Origin of the sequence: Nioella ostreopsis, assembly GCF_004000255.1 — a bacterium.
GTDB classification, from domain to species: domain Bacteria; phylum Pseudomonadota; class Alphaproteobacteria; order Rhodobacterales; family Rhodobacteraceae; genus Nioella; species Nioella ostreopsis.
On record NZ_RCIQ01000018.1, the window covers coordinates 1 to 21,342 of the forward strand.

At 64.0% G+C, this 21,342-nt stretch carries 19 protein-coding genes; 7 read left to right on the forward strand and 12 right to left on the reverse strand.

The features are described from left to right. Window positions 1-472: 472 nt before the first annotated feature. Together EP237_RS16830 and EP237_RS16835 are read right to left on the reverse strand one after the other, a co-directional pair. On the reverse strand, window positions 473-1,681 hold the full coding sequence (locus tag EP237_RS16830) for an acyl-CoA dehydrogenase (protein ID WP_127562067.1): 1,209 nt from the start codon (window positions 1,679-1,681) through the stop codon (window positions 473-475). A gap of 11 nt (window positions 1,682-1,692) precedes the next feature. Further along, window positions 1,693-2,883: a pyridoxal phosphate-dependent aminotransferase gene (locus EP237_RS16835; protein WP_127562068.1), complete on the reverse strand. Its 1,191-nt coding sequence runs from the start codon at window positions 2,881-2,883 to the stop codon at window positions 1,693-1,695. Between the two features lie 92 nt (window positions 2,884-2,975). Between EP237_RS16835 and EP237_RS16840 the strand changes: the two genes are divergently transcribed. After that, window positions 2,976-3,869, forward strand: a complete 894-nt coding sequence (locus EP237_RS16840; RefSeq protein WP_127562069.1) for a LysR family transcriptional regulator — start codon at window positions 2,976-2,978, stop codon at window positions 3,867-3,869. 140 nt (window positions 3,870-4,009) lie between these two features. On the opposite strand, the gene EP237_RS16845 is transcribed toward EP237_RS16840, so the two are convergent. From EP237_RS16845 to EP237_RS16880, 8 genes are all read right to left on the reverse strand, one after another. Continuing rightward, window positions 4,010-4,810 (reverse strand): class I SAM-dependent methyltransferase, encoded by an 801-nt coding sequence (locus tag EP237_RS16845; RefSeq protein WP_127562070.1) that lies wholly within the window; start codon window positions 4,808-4,810, stop codon window positions 4,010-4,012. Beyond that, entirely contained in the window at window positions 4,810-5,526 is a 717-nt protein-coding gene (locus EP237_RS16850; RefSeq protein ID WP_164744743.1) for a type 1 glutamine amidotransferase, read from the reverse strand. Before EP237_RS16850 ends, EP237_RS16845 begins: the two co-directional genes overlap by 1 nt. A 3-nt stretch (window positions 5,527-5,529) precedes the next feature. Further along, window positions 5,530-6,861 carry an NAD(P)/FAD-dependent oxidoreductase gene (locus EP237_RS16855; RefSeq protein ID WP_127562071.1) on the reverse strand — a complete coding sequence of 444 codons (1,332 nt, stop codon included), beginning with the start codon at window positions 6,859-6,861 and terminating at the stop codon, window positions 5,530-5,532. Between the two features lie 4 nt (window positions 6,862-6,865). Continuing rightward, complete coding sequence (locus EP237_RS16860; protein ID WP_127562072.1) at window positions 6,866-8,206, reverse strand: glutamine synthetase family protein; 1,341 nt, start codon at window positions 8,204-8,206, stop codon at window positions 6,866-6,868. Beyond that, window positions 8,203-9,024 (reverse strand): ABC transporter permease, encoded by an 822-nt coding sequence (locus EP237_RS16865; RefSeq protein ID WP_127562073.1) that lies wholly within the window; start codon window positions 9,022-9,024, stop codon window positions 8,203-8,205. The genes EP237_RS16860 and EP237_RS16865 overlap by 4 nt, the downstream gene beginning before the upstream one ends. Continuing rightward, window positions 9,021-9,917, reverse strand: a complete 897-nt coding sequence (locus EP237_RS16870) for an ABC transporter permease subunit (protein ID WP_127562074.1) — start codon at window positions 9,915-9,917, stop codon at window positions 9,021-9,023. Before EP237_RS16870 ends, EP237_RS16865 begins: the two co-directional genes overlap by 4 nt. A 9-nt stretch (window positions 9,918-9,926) precedes the next feature. Next, entirely contained in the window at window positions 9,927-11,063 is a 1,137-nt protein-coding gene (locus EP237_RS16875) for an ABC transporter ATP-binding protein (protein WP_127562075.1), read from the reverse strand. 78 nt (window positions 11,064-11,141) lie between these two features. After that, complete coding sequence (locus tag EP237_RS16880; RefSeq protein ID WP_127562076.1) at window positions 11,142-12,227, reverse strand: polyamine ABC transporter substrate-binding protein; 1,086 nt, start codon at window positions 12,225-12,227, stop codon at window positions 11,142-11,144. 143 nt (window positions 12,228-12,370) lie between these two features. On the opposite strand from EP237_RS16880, the gene EP237_RS16885 reads away from it, so the two are divergent. The 6 genes from EP237_RS16885 (at window position 12,371) to EP237_RS16910 (ending at window position 18,435) form a co-directional block, all read left to right on the forward strand. Beyond that, window positions 12,371-13,021: a GntR family transcriptional regulator gene (locus EP237_RS16885; RefSeq protein WP_127562077.1), complete on the forward strand. Its 651-nt coding sequence runs from the start codon at window positions 12,371-12,373 to the stop codon at window positions 13,019-13,021. Window positions 13,022-13,373: 352 nt separating this feature from the next. Continuing rightward, entirely contained in the window at window positions 13,374-14,762 is a 1,389-nt protein-coding gene (locus EP237_RS16890; RefSeq protein WP_127562078.1) for a glutamine synthetase family protein, read from the forward strand. 24 nt (window positions 14,763-14,786) lie between these two features. After that, window positions 14,787-16,181, forward strand: a complete 1,395-nt coding sequence (locus EP237_RS16895; RefSeq protein ID WP_127562079.1) for an aspartate aminotransferase family protein — start codon at window positions 14,787-14,789, stop codon at window positions 16,179-16,181. Window positions 16,182-16,186: 5 nt separating this feature from the next. Beyond that, a complete protein-coding gene (locus EP237_RS16900; RefSeq protein ID WP_127562080.1) occupies window positions 16,187-17,488 on the forward strand; it encodes an NAD(P)/FAD-dependent oxidoreductase in 1,302 nt (433 codons plus the stop codon). 83 nt (window positions 17,489-17,571) lie between these two features. Then, window positions 17,572-17,982, forward strand: a complete 411-nt coding sequence (locus tag EP237_RS16905; RefSeq protein ID WP_240661676.1) for a c-type cytochrome — start codon at window positions 17,572-17,574, stop codon at window positions 17,980-17,982. Between the two features lie 150 nt (window positions 17,983-18,132). Continuing rightward, entirely contained in the window at window positions 18,133-18,435 is a 303-nt protein-coding gene (locus tag EP237_RS16910) for a c-type cytochrome (protein ID WP_240661677.1), read from the forward strand. A gap of 93 nt (window positions 18,436-18,528) precedes the next feature. Here EP237_RS16910 and EP237_RS16915 read toward each other — a convergent pair whose 3' ends face one another. Next, a complete protein-coding gene (locus EP237_RS16915) occupies window positions 18,529-20,433 on the reverse strand; it encodes a vWA domain-containing protein (RefSeq protein ID WP_420812532.1) in 1,905 nt (634 codons plus the stop codon). Between the two features lie 200 nt (window positions 20,434-20,633). Next, window positions 20,634-21,170 (reverse strand): RNA polymerase sigma factor, encoded by a 537-nt coding sequence (locus EP237_RS16920; RefSeq protein ID WP_164744744.1) that lies wholly within the window; start codon window positions 21,168-21,170, stop codon window positions 20,634-20,636. Window positions 21,171-21,342: the final 172 nt, after the last annotated feature.

Consider the following 21,342-nt stretch of genomic DNA (forward strand, 5'->3'; position numbering starts at 1 on the left):
CAAACAAAACCCGCAAGCGCTTTTTACACCTTTCTCGAAAGTTTTTTGAAGAAGGTGAAATATCTCAACAAAATCAATATATTACCAGACACGCTACCCGCACTGACTGCCGCTAACAGTGGCGCAGATGACCCCCCGCAGCACACGCCACCCGACTCGCACCCCCATATCTTGCGCTATCCACAAACTTATCCACAGATCATGGGATTTGCGCCCGTGAATCACCTCAGGAACGGGCGACTCGGTGGCCTTGCGCAGCAAGGGACCTCCAGCCGAACCGATGCGGATCGAGCCGCTCGGCCCATGGTGAGCCAGCCGCGCGCTCCTGTCTGCGCCGGTCCTGGTCCGGTCTCCGGTCCCCCGACATTCTCTTGGCCGACGCTTGCCCCCGGACCTCCCTCCTTCAAACAGAAAACCCGGGGCGCAGTCTTGCCGCGCCCCGGGTCATTTACCGGACGATGTCGCCAAAAGTTCAGAAGAACGCCTGCAACCCTGTCTGCGCGCGGCCAAGGATCAGCGCGTGCACGTCATGGGTGCCCTCATAGGTGTTCACCGTTTCAAGGTTCATCATGTGACGAATGACCTGAAACTCCTCGGAGATTCCGTTGCCGCCATGCATGTCCCGCGCCATCCGCGCGATATCGAGAGCCTTGCCGCAATTGTTCCGCTTGATCAGGCTGATCATCTCGGGCGCCGCCTGCGCCTCGTCCATCAACCGCCCGACGCGCAGCGCGGCCTGCAAGCCAAGCGTGATTTCGGTCTGCATATCCGCCAGCTTCTTCTGGAAAAGCTGCGTCTGCGCCAAGGGCTTGTTGAACTGCTTGCGGTCGAGCCCATATTGCCGCGCCGCGTGCCAGCTGAACTCCGCCGCGCCCATCACGCCCCAAGCGATGCCATAGCGCGCCCGGTTGAGGCACCCGAACGGCCCCTTGAGACCCTGCACATTCGGCAGCAGCGCGTCCTCGCCCACTTCCACGCCATCCATCACGATTTCCCCGGTGACAGACGCCCGCAGCGACTGCTTGCCCGCGATCTTGGGGGCACTGAGCCCCTTCATGCCCTTTTCCAGCACGAAGCCCCGGATCTTGCCGCCATGCGCCTCGGACTTGGCCCAGACCACGAAGACATCGGCGATCGGCGCGTTGGAAATCCACATTTTCGAGCCGCTGATGCGATAGCCATTGTCGGTCTTCTCGGCCCGCGTCTTCATGCCCGCAGGGTCCGACCCGGCATCGGGCTCGGTCAGGCCGAAGCACCCGATCAGCTCGCCGGAGCACAACCCCGGCAGGTATTTCTGCCGCTGCTCCTCGGAGCCATAGGCATAGATCGGATAAATCACGAGGCTGGACTGCACCGACATCATCGAGCGATAGCCGCTATCCACCCGCTCGATTTCACGCGCGATCAGGCCGTAGGTGACATAGTTCGCGCCAAGCCCGCCATATTCCTCGGGCAGGGTCGCGCCCAGAAGCCCCGCCTGCCCCATCAGCGGGAAGAGCTCCGGCGCGACGGTTTCCTCGGCATAGGCCTTGATCACGCGCGGCTGCAGTTCGGATTGCGCAAACTCCCGCGCCGCGTCGCGCAGCATGCGCTCGTCTTCGGTCAGCTGCGTTTCCAGCATCAAGGCATCGTCCCACTGGAAGGAACTCAGGTCGGGGCGGTCTTTGGCTTTCAGGCTCATCGGGTGTCTCCTCAGGTCAGGGCGGCCACGGCGCGGGCGATCCGCGCAAGGCCTTCGGTCAGGTCATCGGTGGAATAGGCGTAGGACAGGCGAAAATGCCCGGGCAGCCCGAAGGCGCGGCCCGGCACCAGCGCCACGGCCTCGGCGCTCAGGATGTAGTCGCAGACATCGGCATCGGTTTCGATCACCTCGCCCGTCGGGCGGCGCGTGCCGATCAGCCCCGCGCAGGAGGGGAAGACATAGAACGCCCCGCCCGGATTGGGGCACTCGATGCCGGGGATCGCGTTCAACGCCGCAACCACCATGTCCCGCCGGGCGCGGAAGGCATCACAGCGCTCAGCCAGCAGGTCCTGTGGGCCGGTCAAAGCGGCGAGCGCCGCGGCTTGTGAAATCGAGGACGCGCCGGAGGTGGACGTGCCCTGCACCGCCGTCATCGCCTTGATCAGCGGCACAGGCCCGATGCCCCAGCCAAGCCGCCAGCCGGTCATCGCATAGGCCTTGGAGGCCCCGTTCACCACCAGCGTGCGATCCGACAGATCGGGGGCCGCGTTGCGGAACGAGGTAAAGGGGTCGAACGCGATATGCTCATAGATCTCGTCGGCCATCACCCAGACATGCGGGTTGGCGCGCAGCACCTCGGCCAGCGCTTCCAGATCGGCTTTGGAATAGAGCGCCCCGGACGGGTTGCCGGGATTATTGAGCAGCAGCCAGCGGGTTTTCGGCGTTATCGCGGCGGCCAGCGCCTCCGCCGTCAGTTTGAAGCCCGTTTCCGCCCCGCATGGCGGCGCGACCAGGTCCGCCTCGCAAATCGTCAGGATATCTGCGTAGCTCGTCCAATAGGGCGCGGGCAGGATCACCTCGTCGCACGGATCGAGCGTGGCAAGGAAGGCGTTGGCGATCACCTGCTTGGCGCCGGTGGACACGATGACCTCGCCCGGATCGGCGGCAAACCCGGCGCTTTCAGCAATCGCCTTGCGCAGCGCGGGCGTGCCTTGGGTCGGCGGATAGGTCGTTTCGCCATGCAGCGCGGCCTCATGCGCGGCCTCGATCACAGGCCCCGGCGTCGGAAAATCCGGCTCGCCGGTGCCGAAGGTCAGCACGTCGCGCCCCTCGGCGCGCAATGCGCGGGCGGCCTCGGAAATGCGCACGATCTCGGACAGGGCGAGGTTGCTGGCGCGGCGGGAGCGGCGGAAATCAGTCATCACAGAGAACCTTTTTGACGATTTCGCATGGGATAGCGCAGAGAAGCAGCACAATCCATCGACATTCCGGCAGATACTCATTACAAAACGGAATGAGCTTGTCACGCCGCTTTCTTCCGCCACTGCCCTGGCTTTCAGCCTTTGAGGCCGTGGCCCGCCTTGGCTCGGTCACGCAGGCCGCGGCCGAGCTTGACCTGACCCAAGGCGCCGTTAGCCGTCAGGTGCAGAAACTGGAGGAGCGGCTCGGGCAACGCCTCTTCATCCGCGACCGCCAGCGCCTCACCCTGACCCCGGCGGGCGCGGCCTATGCAAAGGAGCTGCGCGGGGCGCTCGCCACAATCGCCAGCGCCACCCTGTCGCTCAGCTCCAACCCGCACGGGGGCCTGCTGAACCTCGCGATCCTGCCCGCTTTCGGCACCTATTGGCTCGCCCCGCGCCTGCCCGGATTCATGGCCGCCCATCCCGGTGTGACCGTGAACCTCGCCACCCGCACCCACCCGTTCGACTTCGCGCGAGAGGACTTCCACGCAGCGATCCATTTCGGCCAGCGCGACTGGCCCGGCGCGGGGTTCCTGAAGCTGATGGAGGAGGAAAACGTCGCCGTCGCCGCCCCCGTGCTACTGGCGGGCCGCAAGGTAGAAACCCCGTCGGATGTCGCCCCCCTGCCCCGGCTTCAGATCGAAAGCCGCAAGGGGGCGTGGCGGCGCTGGTTCATGGCGCATGGGCTCGGGGCAGAGGATCGGGTGGCGGTGCAGTTCGACCAGTTCGCGACGATGATCGAGGCGGCCAAACAGGGGCTTGGGGCGGCGCTGGTGCCGCGCTTTCTTATCGGGGGGGAACTGGCCTCTGGCGCTCTGGTGCCGCTGCCGCAATCGCAGGCCGGGCGGTTTGGGTCCTACTACCTGGTCTGGCCCGAAGCAGGCGCCGAGTATCCGCCGCTCGTTGCGCTGCGCGACTGGCTGGCCGAGGAGATCGCAAACCGTTGAGGCAGGGCGCGGGGAAGATCCTTCGAAGGATCTTTTCACGGCTGTTCGAACAGCCGTCCCCCGCCCGGAACAGGCGTTTCGTCTGCACGCCCGGTGTACGGGGGGTGTACAGGGGGTGTACGCATGGCACCCCCCTGTTTTCAGGCTGTCTTATGCGCCGTCAGAACATAGCACAGCGGCAGTTGCGCGGGGCGGTTTTCGTACTGCTCATAGGCCACCTCCCGGTTGCAGTGGGGGTACTCCTCCAACCGCTCGATCCTCAGCCCCGCCCCCGCCACGGCGCTGATCACCTGCCCAAGCCTGTGCGCGAACCAGTAGCTGACCGGCGCCTCATCCTCGGGCACGCTGCCGTCATAAGTGATGCTTTCCGCCGCCACGTCGGGACCCGATGGAAAATAGCTGATCGCGGGCGTGAACGGGTCCGCGGCATCGGGGTCGAACATTTCCAGAAACGGGTGGGTCTCGTAGATCACCAGCGCCCCGCCGGGCGCAATCAACCCTGCCACCGCGTTGAAAAACTTCGACAAATCCGGCATCCAGTTGAGAACGCCAATGGTGATGAGCGCGCGGTCAAACTGCCCTACCCCATCGGGCAGATCATGGATATCAGCGCAAAGAAACGCGACCTCGCGCCCAGAGAGCGCGGCCAAATCCCGCGCCTGATCGAGGAAGGCCCGTGACTGGTCGATCCCCAGAACCCGGCCCGCCCCGAGCGCCTTCAGCGACAGGCATTCGCGGCCATTGTTGCAGCCGATCTGAACGCAGGATTTCCCTGCCACATCAACGGCCTGAAGAACCTGCGTCGCGGTCGCGTCAAAGCACGAAAAGCCGGGATCGGCAAAGCCCGCCACCAGCCGCTGCCACTCCGCATTGCCCCGGTGATGCTGCGCCGAATGATCCCAGGCCGCGCGGTTCGCAGCGATGGCTTCCGCGTCGCTCATTACCTTGCCGGCAGCAGGTGGTCCCGCACGATCCGCGCGAGGTCCGCCCGTGTCACATCCTTGCCCATGGAGCCCTGCGCAACATCCACCTCCTCAGGTTTCAGCACCGTGCCCCGGCGGCTTTCCAGAAGCGCCTGCGTGTAGGGTTTGCCGAATTCCGGGTGGCCCTGAACGGTCAGCGCGAAACCGGGATACCACAGCGCCGCATGTTCGCAGAACGGACTGCTGGCAATCGTTTCAGCCCCTACGGGCGGGGTGAAGACCTGATCCTGGTGATAGGCCTGAATGGCAATCTTTTCAGGGGCTTGGCCAAGCGCTTCGGGCCAGTCACGAGGCGTGTAGTCATGCACGCCCAGGCCCCAGCCCTTGTCGGATTTCCCGACATCGCCGCCAAGTGCCTGCGCGATCACCTGATGGCCGAAGCAAATGCCCACCATCGGCACACTCGCATCGCGGCAGGCCCGCACGAACCCCTCCAGCGGGGCGATCCAGGGATGCCCCTCGTAAACCCCGAAACGCGAGCCGGTGATGATCCAGAGGTCAGCCGCGCGCGGGTCGGCTGGCAACTCGCCATCGAGCGCCGCGAAACTGATGTAGTCCGCTTCGGGAAAGTCCAGCCAATCCCTTACCATGGAAGGATAATTTCCATGTTCCGGCGCCAGATGCTCGGGTGGGCGGCCGGTTTCCAGAATGCCGATCACGGGTGTCTTGCTCATCTCTTATCCCCGGTCCTGTAGGCCGTAAAACGTATAGGCGAAGGGCAGCACGGCGCGCCGCCAGCGACCCAGTTCAAACCGTCCTGGGACGGAACGCAAGGGGGCGGGTGTGGCTGGCCCCTCGCCAAGGATCTGCGCGGCCAGAAGCCGCCCGGCATAGCTGCCCATGGCGACGCCATTGCCGTGGTAGCACATGGCCGTCCAGGCGTTGTCCATCCCCTCGATGGGGCCTGCATAGGGCACCAGATCGCGCGCCAGCGCCAGAAGGCCCGACCAGAAATGTGGGGTCTCCACATGCCGCCATTCGGGGAAGATCCGCTCGAAATCGGCACGCGCGATGGCGCGGGTCTGGGCATGGGCGCGGGGCGTTGTCTTCATCGCGCCGCGCAGACCGAACAGCATCCGGCGGTCAGGCATCAGGCGGAAATAATGCAGCAGGTGGCGGGTGTCATAGCACATCTGCAGGCTGGTCCAGCCCTGAGCGGCCAATTCATCCTCCGTCAGCGGGCGGGTGACCAGAACGTTGGACTGCACCGGCAGATAGCGCCCCGAAAGCCAGCCGGGCAGATCGTCAGAGCTATAGCCGTTCGTCGCCACGATCATCGTTTTCGCCGTGACGCTGCCCTGTGGCATGGTCAGCACGTGTCGCCCGTTCTCCGACCCGATGCGCGTCACCGGGGAGCCGCCGAAAATCCGCCCCCCGGCAGTGGCAACCGCGCGGGCCAGCCCAAGCGCGTATTTCATCGGGTTGAGCGCGAAGCCAATGGGCGTGGTCAACGCGCCGTGGAACTCGGGGCTGGCAAAGCCCCGTTCGGCCAGGGCCTCCTGCGGGATCAACTCGCAGGTCACCTGCTGGAAACGCTGCATCTCCTCGGCCAGCCCGTTCAGCACAGCGATATCCTTTGGCCGGAAGGCCAGCAGGGTTTCGCCGTCTGAATGGGTGTCGGCCTCGATCCCGTGCCGGTCGAGCAGCGCCGCGACATGATCCACCGCCGCCCGTTCGGTGTGGTAGTAGGCCCGCGTGTCCGCCTCGCCGAACCGCTTCAGCAACTGGGCCGGCCCCGCCTTCGCCCCGCCCAAGCAGCAGAACCCGCCATTGCGCCCAGAGGCGCCCCATCCAGGCTGTTCGGCCTCCAGAACCACCACGTCACGCCCCGCCTCGGCCAGGGCAAGCGCGGCATTCAGGCCGGTGAAGCCCGCGCCGATGATGGCAATTTCCGCCTCATGCGCACCCTCAACCGGGGAATGCTCCGGCACCTCGTCCACCGTGGTGGGCCAGAAGCTTTGCGCAATCGGGTCCGGCCCGTAGGCCATAGGTTCATAGAGGCGGCGCATGGGGTCAGAGGCGGCTCAGATAGTAGCGGTATTCCACGGGCGTGATCAGGCTGGTCAGGGTCTGAACCTCATCGTTTTTCACGGCGGTGTAGACGAAGCGGTATTCCTCCCCGAAGATCTCCGCCGCGTGGTCGGACTCCGCGAACCGTTCCACCGCATCGAACCAGTCATGGCCCAGGGGATCGGCAGGCTCTGCCCCCGGTTCATCCAGAGACGGCGGCAGCTCGGGGTCGGTGTCGATGCCGTGCAAAATGCCGCCCAGGATCGCGGTCAGCACCAGATAGGGGTTCACATCGGCCCCGGCGATCCGATGTTCCAGCCGCGCGCCCTTGCCGCCGATCTCCGGCAGGCGCACCCCGGCGGACCTGTTGTCGAGCCCCCAATCGGGGCCGGAGGGCGCGAAGCTCATCCGCTGGAACCGGCGGTAGGAATTCATATGCGGGGCAAAGATCACCTGAAGATCGGCCATGGTGTCCAGCACGCCTGCCACCGCCTGTTTGAGAACCGGCGAGGGGCCGGTCTGACCGGGTTCGGGGGTGAAGATGTTGTTGCCCTCATCATCAATGATCGAGCAATGCACATGCATCCCGTTGCCCGGCGCATCCGCATAGGGTTTGGCCATGAAGGTGGCTTCCATCCCGTGCCGCGCCACGATCCCGCGCACCAGACGGCGGAAGAAAATCGCGGTCTCGGCGGCGCGCAGGACGTCGTCGGTATGGTGGAAATTCACCTCGAACTGACCGGGCCCGTATTCGGCGATCAGCGTATCGGTCTCCAGACCTTGCGTTTCACAGGCATTGAGGATCTCGGTCAGGATCGCCTCTTGCCGCGAGACGACCTCCAGATCGTAATTCTGGGCCATGGGGGTGCGCGCAGGCGGTATGGGCGCGTCGTCGCCACGTTCGCGCGGGCGCAGGATGTAGAACTCCAGCTCGGTCGCGACAACCGGATGCCAGCCGCGCTCCTTGAAGCGTTCCAGCATGTTCTTGAGCAATTCGCGCGGAGAAATCGGGCTGGCCCCGCCCTCTGGCGTCAGCATTTCCACCTGAAGCTGCGCCACATTGCCGGGCATCCACGGCACCGGGCACAATGTGCCGGGCACGGGCACCAGGACCCCGTCAGGATCACCCACAACGATGCCAAGCCCGGTTGCCTCCACCTCGTTGCCCATGATCGCGGGCGCATAGGTGGAATAGGGCAGGCGAACGGTGCCCGCCTCCAGCTTGCCGATGGCATCGCCCGGCAGCCATTTGCCGCGCAACACCGCGTTGATATCGCACAGCATCAGCTCGATGCGCTCGGGCCGCCCGTGCGCTGCGCAATAGGCCTCGTATTCCTGGTTCATTGCTGTGCCTGTTCCGCCATTTGTTCGTCGCGCTGCTGCTGCACGATCCGGCGTTTACTGACCAGCGAGGCAGAGATCACCCCGATGGTCACGATGAGGATGAGGATCGTCGACAGCGCGTTGATTTCCGGACTGACGCCAAGGCGCACCGACGAGAAGATCTTGATCGGCAACGTGGTGGCCGAGGGACCGGCGGTGAAGGACGCGATCACCAGATCGTCCAGCGACAGGGTGAAGGCCAGGAGCCAGCCGGCGATGACAGCGGGCGCGATGAGCGGCAGGGTGACGGATTTGAACGCATCCCAGGGCGTGCAGCCCAGATCGAGCGCCGCTTCCTCGACCGACCGGTCAAAGCTGACCAGACGCGAGGACACCACCACCGACACGTAGCACATCGAGAAGGTCGTATGCGCGAGGATGATGGTGACGATCCCCCGGTCGAGCCCAATCGAGATGAACAGCAGCAACAGCGACAGGCCGGTGATCACCTCTGGCATCACCAGCGGCGCGTAGATCATGCCCGAAAACAGCGTCCGCCCCATGAACTTGCCGCCGCGCACCAGCACATAGGCCGCCATGGTGCCCAGGATCGTGGCGATGGACGAGGACACGAAGGCCACCCGCAGCGTCACCCAGGCCGCGTCAAGGAACGCCTGATCGCGAAACAGCTCGCCATACCAATGGGTCGAGAACCCGGCCCAGACCGTCACCAGCCGCGAGGAGTTGAAGCTGTAGATCACCAGGATGATCATCGGGATGTAGAGGAAGGCAAAGCCCGCCGTCAGCGCGGTTGCGTTGAACCAGGAAAAGCGTCTCATGCGTCGGCCTCCTGGTTCTTTTCCTGGTTCTTCTGGAACAGGATGATGGGGATCACGAGGATCAGCAGCAGGATGATGGCAACCGCAGAGGCCACCGGCCAATCGCGGTTCGAGAAGAATTCCTCCCACAGCACCTTGCCGATCATCAGCGTGGACGACCCGCCCAGAAGCGAGGGGATCACGAACTCGCCAAGGGCCGGGATGAAGACCAGGAAACTGCCCGCGATGATGCCAGACCGCGACAGCGGCAGGGTGATGATCCAGAAGGCCGACAGGCGCGAACATCCCAGATCCTCGGCCGCTTCCAGCAGGCTGTCATCCATGCGTTCCAGCGTCGCGTAGATGGGCAGGATCATGAACGGCAGATAGGTGTAGACGATGCCGATATAGACCGCCGTGGGCGTGTTCATGATCTGCAGCGGGTCGGAAATGATGCCGATCCACAGCAGCAGTTGGTTCAGATAGCCCTCGGTCGACAGTATGCCGATCCAGGCGTAGACGCGAATGAGGAAGCTGGTCCAGAACGGCAGGATCACCAGCATCATCAGCATCGGCCGCCATTCCGGGGCAGCTTTCGCCATGCCATAGGCGATCGGATAGCCCACCAGAAGTGTCAGGAAAGTCGAGATCAGGGCGATCTTCAGCGACGAGAGGTAGGCCCGCCAATAGAGGTCATCCTCGGTCAGGAAGACATAGTTTTCCCAGTCCAGCGCAGCAAAAAAGTCGCGGATGCCCTGCCAGCCTTCGGACAGGTCCAGCGTCGGCGTATAGGGCGGGATCGAGACCGCATAATCCGACAGCGAGATCTTGAAGATGATCCCGAAGGGCACAAGGAACAGCAGCAGAAGCCAGAGATAGGGGATTCCGATGAGGGTGCGGCGGGCGAGGTTCATGATGCCCCCCTAACCGGCCAACACAAGGCCGGCGGTGTCCGTCCAGGACAGCCAGACCTCGTCTTCCCAGGTGAAACTGCGCCGTGATAGCCGCCGGTTATTGGCAGCCTGCGCTTTCATCAGCGTGCCGTCGGGCAGCGCCACATGGTAGGTGGAGATGTTGCCCAGATAGGCGATGTCATGGATACGGCCCTGCACGACATTGTTCATGCCCTCGGGCCGCTCGGCGCTGATCGCCACTTTCTCTGGCCGGATCACGAAGGTGGCGTTGCCCGCCGTCAGCCCCTCGCCCGCCGTGCCGATGATCTCGGGCTGGCCTTCCGCCCAGGACAGGGCGGCAAGGCCCTCATCCTTCAGCGTGGCGTTGCCGGTGATCAGGTTCACATCGCCGATGAAATCGGCCACATAGACGGAATTGGGCGTCTCGTAGATGCGGGCGGGCGTGTCGACCTGGATGACCTTGCCATTGTCCATCACCGCCACGCGGCTGGCCACGGTCATCGCCTCTTCCTGGTCGTGGGTCACGATCACGAAGGTGGTGCCGGTCTTTTCCTGGATATCCATCAGCTCGAACTGGGTCTGCTGGCGCAGCTTCGCGTCAAGCGCGCCGAGCGGTTCATCGAGCAGCAGCAGTTTCGGCGCCTTGGCCAGTGACCGGGCCAGCGCCACGCGCTGCCGTTGACCGCCGGAAATCTGGTGCGGCTTGCGCTTGGCAAATTTCTCCAGCCGGGTCAGGCGGAGCATTTCCTTCACCCGCTCGGGGATTTCTTCCTTGCTCATCTTCGAGCGTTTCAGCCCGAAAGCGATGTTGTCCCAGACCGACAGATGCGGGAACAACGCATAGGACTGGAACATCATGTTCACTTCGCGCCGATTGGGCGGAATGCCCTTCATGTCCTGCCCGCCGATGGTGATCGTGCCCTCGGTCGGAGTCTCGAACCCCGCCAGCATCCGCATCAGGGTGGTCTTGCCGCAACCCGATGGCCCGAGCAGCGCGTAGAATTCCTTGCGGTAGATCTTGAGGTCGATGTCGTCGATGGCGGTGAAATCGCCGAAGCGCTTGGTGACCCCGTCAAAGCGGATCAGGGGCGTTTCGTTCGGGTCCAGCCACGGGGCGAACTCGGCAGGTTTGGCGGCGGGTTTCATGATGGCTCCTTGGCCCGTGCGGGGCATCGCGCCCGGTGCAGTCACCGGGCGCGATGATTGTATGGTTCAAGACAGGCCTCAGGTGCCCGACTTGATCCGGGTCCACATGCGGGTCACCAGACGCTGCACGCGCGCGTCATAGGGACGGGTGCTGTAGAGATTGGCCAGCGTCGCCTCATCCGGATAGATCGCCGGATCGCCGATCACCTCAGGCACCAGGAATTCCTGAGCGGCGAGGTTGCCATTGGCATAGAACACATAGTTCGACGCGGCGGCCATGTTTTCGGGGTCCATGATGAAATTCAGGAACGCATGGGCGCCCGCCGGGTTCGGCGCGTCGACCGGGATCGCCATCATGTCGAACCACATCATCGCACCCTCGGTCGGGGCGTTATAGGCGATGTTCACGCCGTTATTGGCCTCAACCGCACGGGCCTGCGCCTGCAACACATCCCCCGACCAGCCGAAGGCCACGCAGATATCGCCATTGGCCAGCGCGTTGATATATTCCGAGCTGTGGAAGTTCTGCACATAGGGGCGCACGGCGGTCAGCACCGGCTCCGCCAGTTCCAGAACATCCGGGTCGTGGCTGTCGGGATCTTCCCCGATATAGGTCAGGGCGGCAGGGATCATCTCGGTCGGCGCGTCGAGGAAATAGACGCCGCATTCCGCCAGACGTTCCATGTTCTCCGGGTTGAAGATCAGATCGAGTGAGGCGAGCGGCGCGTCCTCGCCCAGGATCTCACGCACCCGGTCCACATTCACACCGATCCCGGTCGTGCCCCACATGTAGTTGATGGCGTAGATATTGCCGGGGTCATAGCGCGCGGTGCGCTCGCTGATCACGTCCCACATATTCGCCGAGTTCGGCAGTTGGTCATAGTCGAGCGGCTGGAAGGCGCCCGCCTCGATCTGGCGCTGCAGGAAGGTACCCGAGGGGACAACCACGTCATAGCCCGACCCACCGGCCAGCATCCGGGTTTCCAGAAGCTCGTTGGAATCGAACACGTCATAGATCAGGTCATAGCCCGTCTCTTCCTCGAACTGCGCCAGAAGTGCCTCGTCGATATAGTCGGACCAATTGTAGACCCGCACTTCTTCTGCCGCCGCCGAGAGCGCGATCATCGACCCCGCAGCCGCCAGCATGAGTACCCTGTTAGACATCCGAAATTCTCCCGTTGGATTGAGTGATTTCTTTTTTATTTGATCAAAAACCCGATTCGGCGCAAGAATTTTGTGAGAATCACTCCCCAAACCCGCCAGATCGGGTAACCATGACCAGGATTTCATCATGAAAGGCCCGCGCCGTGACTGCAAGTGATCCGAAACTGCCTGAACATGAGGCGATCTACAAAAAGATCCGCAACATGATTCTGTTCGGCGAGGTTCTGCCGGGTCAGGGGGTCACGATTCTGGGGCTCAAGGATGCGGTTGGGGCGGGTGTCACGCCGGTGCGCGAGGCGATCCGCAGGCTGACTGCCGAGGGCGCGCTGGAGGCGCTTGGCAACCGGCGGGTCTGTGTCCCGCAACTGTCGCCGCAACGCATCGACGAAATCTACTACGCCCGTTTCGCGCTGGAGCCCAAGATGGCGCAACTGGCCGCCGAGAAGATCACGCAAGAGGGCATCATCCTGCTCGAAGCCCTTGACGCAAAGGTGGATCAGGCCATCGCAACCGGCAATATCGAGGCCTATCTTGAAAGCAATTTCCGCTTTCATTTCGCGCTCTACGACATGGCGGGCACCCCCATCCTGCGCAAGATCGTCACCTCTCTCTGGCTGCAATTCGGCCCTTCGCTGCGCGTGGTCAGCGGCCGGTTCGGCACCTCGAACCTGCCCGACATGCATTCCGAAACCATCGAGGCCCTGCGCCGGGGCGACCCGACCGCTGCCGCCCGCGCCATCGAAGACGACATCCAGCAGGGGCTCGACCTGATGACCCAGGCCCTGGGCAACTGAGCCCGAAAACACCCCGGCACCCCCCGTGCACCGGGCGTACACCCCCCGTACACCCCCTGTGCAGACAGGACCGCCCGAAACGGCGCTTTTCCTTAATAAATCCTTTTCATCTTGGCTCAAATACCTCAGGGGGTCGCCATTGGATGCGCCATTGGTTCAAGCCCAATGGCGACGGGGGAGGATCCCCCCGGCGGGTCGACGTGTCGTAGGCACGGCGAAACCTCCGTGACAGCCCGATTGACAGACTCGAATTTTTGATCATATTCTGCCAACAGGCGACCGGACGGGGTCCGCGACACTGCGGCCGCACCCGAACCGGGCCTTTACCGAACCACCACCGCGGCAGGACAACATGAGAACGCCCCGTAAAGCGAAATCCGAGGCGGATTGGATCGCCGATCTGCCCGAAGCCTTCCTTGAATATCTGGACGGGCGATCTCTGGAAGAGGTGGAATGCATCATCCCCGACCTCGCGGGCACCTCGCGCGGCAAGGCGATGCCGTCCTACAAGTTCCGCCCCGATGAAACCTTCTTCCTGCCCATCTCGCTCTTCTACCAGACCATTTCCGGCGAATATGTGGATATGGAGATCGAGAACCAGTGGCTGGAACGCGACGTGGTGCTGACGCCCGATATGTCCACCGCCACCGCCGTGCCCTGGGCCGATGACCCGACCCTTCAGATCATCTGCGATCTGGGCACCCGCGAGGGCGCGCCGCTGGCCATCGCCCCGCGCAACGTGCTGCGCCGGGTTCTGGATCTTTACAAGGCGCAGGGCTGGAAACCCGTGGTCGCGCCGGAACTCGAATTCTACCTGACCAAGCCGAACACCGACCCGAACGAGGAAATCCAGCCGCCTCTGGGCCGCACGGGCCGCAAGGGCGCCAGCCGTCAGGTCTATTCCATGGCCGCCGTGGATGAATACGGGCCGGTCATCGACACGATCTACGACTATGCCGAGGATCAGGGGTTCCGCATCGACACGGTGATCCAGGAAGGCGGTGCCGGACAGATCGAGATCAACCTGCTGCATGGCGATCCGCTGTGGCTGGCCGACCAGGTGTTCTATTTCAAGCGCTCGATCCGCGAGGCGGCGTTGAAGAACGGCATCTTCGCCACCTTCATGGCCAAGCCGATCCGCGACGAGCCGGGCAGCGCCATGCATCTGCACCAAAGCGTGGTCGATATCAAAACCGGCAAGAACATCTTTTCGAACAAGGATGGCAGCCCGTCCGATATCTTCCACCACTTTATCGGCGGGTCGCAGAAATACCTGATGGAACTGGTGCCGCTGCTGGCCCCTTACGTGAATTCCTATCGCCGTATCACGGTCGAGGGTCAAAGCGCGCCGTCCAATCTGGAATGGGCCAGCGACAACCGCACCACCGGCCTGCGCATTCCCCATTCCGGCCCGGATGGCCGGCGGGTGGAAAACCGGGTGACCGGCATGGATTGCAACCCCTACCTCGCCTTCGCCGCTTCGCTGGCGGCGGGCTATCTGGGAATGATGAACAAGCTGGAGCCGCGCCCCGCCGTCGAGGTCGAGGTCTGGGACGCGGAGGAATCGCTGCCGGTCAGCCTCGGCGAGGCGCTGGACATCTTCGAGGAGGCCAAGGAGATCCGCGCCGTGTTGGGCGAGGAGTTCTGCCAGCTTTACGGCGATATCAAGCGTGCCGAGAATGAAGAATACCAACGAGAGATTTCACCGTGGGAAAGACAGCACCTGCTGCTGAACGTCTGACGGTCTGATGGGAGAGAGAAGACAATGAACATGATCAGCAACCACATGCCGACGGCAGAATTGCAGGCGCTCGACGCGGCCCACCACGTGCACCCGTTCTCGGCCAATACCGCGCTCGGACAGGAAGGCAGCCGGGTCATCACCCGCGCCACCGGGGTCACGCTGACCGACAGCGACGGCCATGAGATCCTCGACGGAATGGCGGGGCTGTGGTGCGTCAATATCGGCTATGGCCGTGACGAGCTGGCCGAGGTGGCGGCGCGCCAGATGCGCGAACTGCCCTTCTACAACACCTTCTTCAAGACCACCCATGTGCCGGTGATCGCGCTGTCGAAAAAGCTGGCAGAGCTGGCGCCGGGCGATCTGAACCACACTTTCTTTGCCGCCGGCGGGTCCGAGGCCAATGACACCAATATCCGCCTGGTGCGGACCTATTGGCAGTTCAAGGGCAAGCCGGAAAAGAACGTCATCATCAGCCGCAAGAACGCCTATCACGGGTCCACAGTGGGCGCGGCCTCGCTTGGCGGCATGGCGGCGATGCATGCGCAGGGCGGCATCCCCATCCCGAATATCCACCATATCGGCCAGCCCAACTGGTGGGCCGAGGGCGGCGACATGACCCCCGAGGCGTTCGGCCTGAAGCGTGCGCGTGAGCTGGAAGAGGCGATCCTGGAACTGGGCGAGGACCGCGTCGCGGCCTTCATCGCCGAACCCGTGCAGGGCGCGGGCGGCGTGATCGTAGCGCCGGACAGCTACTGGCCCGAGGTGCAGCGCATCTGCGACAAGTATGACATCCTGCTGATTGCCGATGAGGTGATTTGCGGCTTTGGGCGCACCGGCAACTGGTTCGGATCGCAGACCGTGAATATCCGCCCCCATATCATGACCATCGCCAAGGGGCTGAGCTCCGGCTACGCGCCGATTGGCGGCTCGATCCTGTGCGACGAGGTGGCCGAGGTGATCGGGTCTGCCGATTTCAACCATGGCTACACCTATTCCGGCCACCCCGTGGCCGCCGCCGTAGCGCTGGAAAACCTGCGGATCATGGAAGAGGAAAACATCGTCGGCCATGTGCGCGACGTGGTGGGGCCCTACCTGAAGGCGAAATGGGAGAAGATGGTCGAGCATCCGCTGATCGGCGAGGCGAAGATCGTCGGCATGATGGGCTCGGTCGCGATGACCCCCGACAAGGAAAAGCGCGCGGCCTTCAAGGCACCCGCCGGCACCGTCGGGCTGATCGCGCGCGACCGCTGTTTCGCCAATAATCTGGTGATGCGCCATGTGGGGGATCGGATGATCATCTCACCGCCGCTGGTGATGACGCCCGATCATATCGACACGCTGATCGCGCGGGCCACCAAGGCGCTGGACGAGACCTATGCCATCGTCAAGGAGCGGGGGCTGCTGGAAAGCGCCTGATCCCCATGGACCTGCTGACCGTCAATGACAGGCCGGGGGAATACCCCCCGTCCTTCTACGCCCATGCGGCCACCCCCCTGCCCCGGTTTTCCACGGCGACGGGCGAGATCACCTGCGACGTGGCCGTGGTGGGTGGTGGGTTCACGGGGCTCTCCGCCGCCTGGCATCTGGCAATGCGCGGCTATGATGTTGTGCTGCTGGAGGCGTCCCGCGTGGGGTCCGGCGCGTCCGGGCGCAATGGCGGGCAGGTCGGACAGGGTCAGCGGCTGGAGCAGGATGAGCTGGAGGCCATGGTGGGGCGCGAGAGCGCCCGCGCGCTGTGGGATATCGCCAACCAGTCCGTCGATCTGGTGCGCGAAATCGCGAGCCGCGACGAGATCCATGCCGACTTCCATCCCGGCGTGATCCATGCCGCGCACCGGGCGCGTTATGTGCCCGATTACGTGGCCTACGCGGAAAAGCTGCAAAACGAATATGGCTATGACCAGATCCGCGCGCTGGATCGGGAGGCGTTGCGGGGGCTGGTCAATTCCCCGGCCTATCACGGCGGCACCATCGACATGGGCGCGGGCCATATCGACCCGCTGGAACTGGCACTTGGCCTAGCCCGGCTGGCCAGCGGCGCGGGGGCGCGGATCTTCGAGATGTCGAAGGTTGAGCGGCTGGAAGAGGGCAACCCTGCCCGGCTGGTGACAGATCAAGCACAGGTCACCGCGCGCCACGTGGTGCTTGGCTGCAATGGCTATCTGGGCCATCTGGTGCCACAGGTCGCGGCGCGGGTCATGCCGATCAACAATTACGTGGTGGCGACGGAGCCGCTTGGCCCCGAGCGGCAGGAAGAGATCATTCGCGGCAATCACGCGGTGGCGGACAGCAAGTTCGTGGTGAACTATTTCCGCTTTTCCGACGATCACAGGCTGCTCTTTGGCGGCACCGAAAGCTATCGCTACCGCTTCCCCCGCGATATCAAGGGCGCGGTGCGACAGCCGCTGGAGGAGATCTTTCCGCAGCTCAAGGGCGTCGCGATCACCCATGGCTGGGGCGGCACGCTTGGCATCACCATGAACCGGATGCCGCATTTCGAGCGGGTCGCGGGCAATGTGCTGAGCCTGTCGGGCTATTCCGGCCACGGGGTCGCGATGGCGACGCTGGCCGGTCAGATCGCCGCCGAGGCAATTGCAGGGCAGGCCGAACGGTTTGATGTGATGGCATCGGTTCCGACACCACGCTTTCCCGGTGGGGTGGCGATGCGCTGGCCGCTTCTGGTGCTGGCGATGCTGTGGTTTTCCCTGCGCGACAAGCTGTAGGTGGGAACGCTCTTGCAAGAGCGTTCATGGGGGCGCTGCCCCCGTCGCCTGACGGCGACTCCCCCGAGGTATTTGTCACCAAGATGAAAGAGGAAAAAGGTTGCCTGAACGCGGGCTGCTTGGCATTGTCAATCGAAAGCCGCGCAGCCGAGGGAGGCCCCGGTCCGATGGTCAGCCGTTCGATACCCGCCGCCATGGCCCTTGTGGCCCTGACTGCCTGCCAGCAACACGCGCCGGATGCGGGGACGGGCGCAATGTTCTACCGGGCAACCTGCGCAACCTGTCATGAGCCGGGCAGCAGCCCACAAGCGCCCGACCTGACGGAGCTGGCAGCGAGGAACGGCGGGCGGTTTCCGATGGCCCGCGTGACCCGGATCATCGACGGTCGTTCGGATCTGCGTGCCCATGGATCGCCCATGCCGGTCTGGGGCGCGATCCTGACAGGCCCGGAGGTTCGGGATCTTGCGGCCTATCTGGCCGCTATTCAACAATAGGCCGGCGTGGTCGAGCTGAAGGTGCGGTTTGGGTGACGGTGAAAGATCGTTGTCGTGCAACAAGGGAATTGCCACCGTCACTTTCATCGGACCCGATATGGAGGAGGCAGGAGAATGATTGCCAGAGGAAAAACAATCCTACCCATTCTGATGAGTGTCATTGCGACCGCCGGGTGCCAGAGCCCTGCAGAAGCTCCATCCGGCCCCGAACAGGTGTATCGCGACGCCTGTCTTCTGTGCCATGCGGGGTCCGGGCCCGGGGCTTCTGCGCCCGATTTGACCACGCTGTCCGCCGTCAATGGCGGCAGTTTTCCGATGGAGGAGGTGATTGCAATCATCGACGGGCGGCAGGATGTGCGGGCCCATGGATCGCCCATGCCGGTCTGGGGGACGCGTCATTCGGCCGAGGAGCTGCAGGCCCTCGCCGGCTATCTGGCGACGATCCAGCAATAGAGAAACCCCGGAGGCGGGACATCCTCCGGGGTTCCGGCGCGAAGAAGCGGGGGGACAGGCTGCTCGTAGGCTCCGCGCCGTGTTCGCGGGGCCTCAGTCGGCGTCGAGGCTTTCGGCAAGGCGCATCAGCTGCACCGCTTCGAACCGGTAGCCAAACTCATCCTCGCCGCGATTGGCATTGGCGAGCGCAATGGCATCCGCATAGGTCCAGTCGCCGAGGAAGTCCGAGCCGCGCAGCAGCTGGCCGAAGCCTGCGATGGCGGCGGCGAAGGCAGCTTCCGGGTCCGGGCTGTCGGTCATCTCGATGGGGAATTCGATCAGCTCGCTTTCTTCCGCGCCCGGTTCCTTCCAGCGCAGGCGCAGGAAGCCCAATTCGTCGGAATGGTCGGCGGCTTCGGCCTCTGGCGTGTCGCTGGCGTAGCGCAGCGGATCGGTCAGGCGGGCGGGGCTGCCGACGGGGGTGACCTCATAGAGCGCCGTGACGGAATGGCCCGCGCCAAGCTCGCCTGCGTCCACGTCGTCATTGTTGAAATCCTCGCGCGCCAGCGCGCGGGTTTCGTAGCCGATGAGCCGGTACTCGGCGATCACGGCGGGGTTGAATTCCACCTGGATCTTGACGTCATCGGCAATCGGGAAGAGCGCACCGGCCAGTTGGTCGACCAGCACCCGGCGGGCCTCGCTCAGCGTGTCGATATAGGCGGCCGTGCCGTTGCCGTTCTGGGCCAGCGCCTGCATCGTGTCGTCCTGCAGGTTGCCGCGTCCGAAGCCGAGGACGGAGAGATAGGTGCCGCTGTCGCGCTGGTCGGCGATGAAGTCGGTCAGCTCATCGGGGTTGGAGATGCCGACATTGAAATCACCGTCAGTGGCCAGCAGGACGCGGCTGACCTCACCCTCCTCCGACATCTCGGAGGCCAGGCGGTAGGCCTCGCGCAGCCCGCCCGCGCCGTTGGTGGAGCCACCGGCCTGAAGACGGGTGAGCGCCGTCTCAATCGCGTCGCGGTCGCTGGCAGGCGTCGGGTCGAGCGCCACGCCCGCAGAGCCCGCATAGGTCACGATGGCGACCTCGTCCTCGGGGTCCAGCCGGTCCAGCATCAGGCGGAAGGACTGGATCAGAAGTGGCAGCTTCGACGGGTCGTTCATGGAGCCGGAGGTGTCGATCAGGAAGACGAGGTTCAGGGCCGGGCGATCCTCGATGGCAGGCAGGTCGCCCTGCAAGCCGATGCGCACCAGCCGGGTATCGGGGTTCCACGGGGTCTCGAACACGTTCACCGTGGGGCGGAACGGGCTGATGTCGTCGGCATCGGGGGCGGCGTAATCATAGGGGAAATAGTTGATCATCTCCTCGATGCGCACGGCGTCGGGGTTGGGCATCTGGCCACGGTTGAGCGAGGACCGCAGGAGCGACCAGGAGGCCGTGTCGACGTCGATCGAGAAGGTCGAGACCGGGTCATCGGCCACGACGCGCAGCGGGTTGTCGTCGTCGTTGGCGTATTCCTCGGTATCGGCCGGAGGCGGGGCAACGATATCGGGCGAGGCGACAATGCCACCGACATACCCCGGCGTTGCGCCGCGTGAATTCAGAACGGCGCTGTTGCCATAGCCCTGCTGCTGGACGGCCCCGCCCGCTGCATTACCGCTGGAATGCAAGGAGAAGAGCCCGTCGGTCGGGGCGGGTGACGGCGGGGCCATGGGCTCGGCCAGGATCACCGGTGCGATTTCGACCCGCTCGGCATCCCGCAGGACGACGGGTGTGTCCTCTTCCGGTGCGTCTTCTTCCGCGGTCTCGCTCACGGCGAGATCCCCGTCCTGGGTGGCCCCGGTGTCCTGTGCCTGTTCGCGGTCCACGCCCAGAACAACCTCCGGCTCCACGATCACGGGGCCGCTGTCTGCGGGCGGGCGCAGCAGGTTCTGCCCCTGCGGGCTGAGAAACAGGAAGCCAACGGCAACGATGGCGGTGGTGGCGGTCAATCCGCCAAGGGCAGTGCGGGAAATCAGCATGTCAAAAGCTCCTTTGAAAAAGCCCCCCGTTTGGGGACGATCAGAGCTTTGACGGGCCTCGGTCCGCGATCCTTGGGCCGTTTGGAAATTTTTTTTCGCCAGGGCCAGATTTTCGGCCCGGCGTGCGGGATCGGCGGCCGGGGTGGCCGCTGTCATGGCCGACCTCAGGTCGTCCAGATCGAAGTCATCCTTGCGGGGGGTCATGTCGACTCCTCCTCGTTTCGAATTCGGGCGAGCGCCTTCTTGGCCTCGGATATGCGCCAGCTGATCGTGCCTTCGGAGACACCCAGGATCTCGGCCACCTCGGCATGGGTCAGGTCGTCGAGCACCAGCGCCAGCGTGTCGCGCAACGTGTCCGAGAGCTGCGCCATGGCGCGGTAGAGCCACGCCACCTGTTCGCTCTCTTCAGCGGCAGCCTTGCGGCGGTTCACTTCCCAATCGCCCCAGCCTTGGGCGGCGCGGGCATGGGCGGCAGCGCGGCGGCGGCGGTCGGTCGCGGCGTTGACGGCCACCCGGTAGAGCCATGTCGTCACCTGCGCCTGCCCCCGGTAGCTGGCGAGCTTTCCGGGCAGCACGGCGCAGATATCCTGCGTCAGATCCTCGGCCTCGGCCCGCGATCCAGTCAGTCTGAAGCAGAGCGCGAACAGCCGGTCATAGTTGCGCGACAGCAGCGCTTCGAACGCTGCTTCGTCGCCACCGGCGGCCGCAAGGGCCAGATCCTGATCCGTTACACTCATGCGCATGTCTTTCCTTGGACGCAGCCTAAGCCGCGTTCCTTGGGAGGAAAGTGAAATTTTCTTTTGAGCAGGCGCGCGCTTTTTCAGCACTGCCTTTCGAGGCCCGAAAACCGCGATTTCAAGAAATCGAAATGAACGTCCTAAAATACTAATTTCATTGACGAAAACCGGA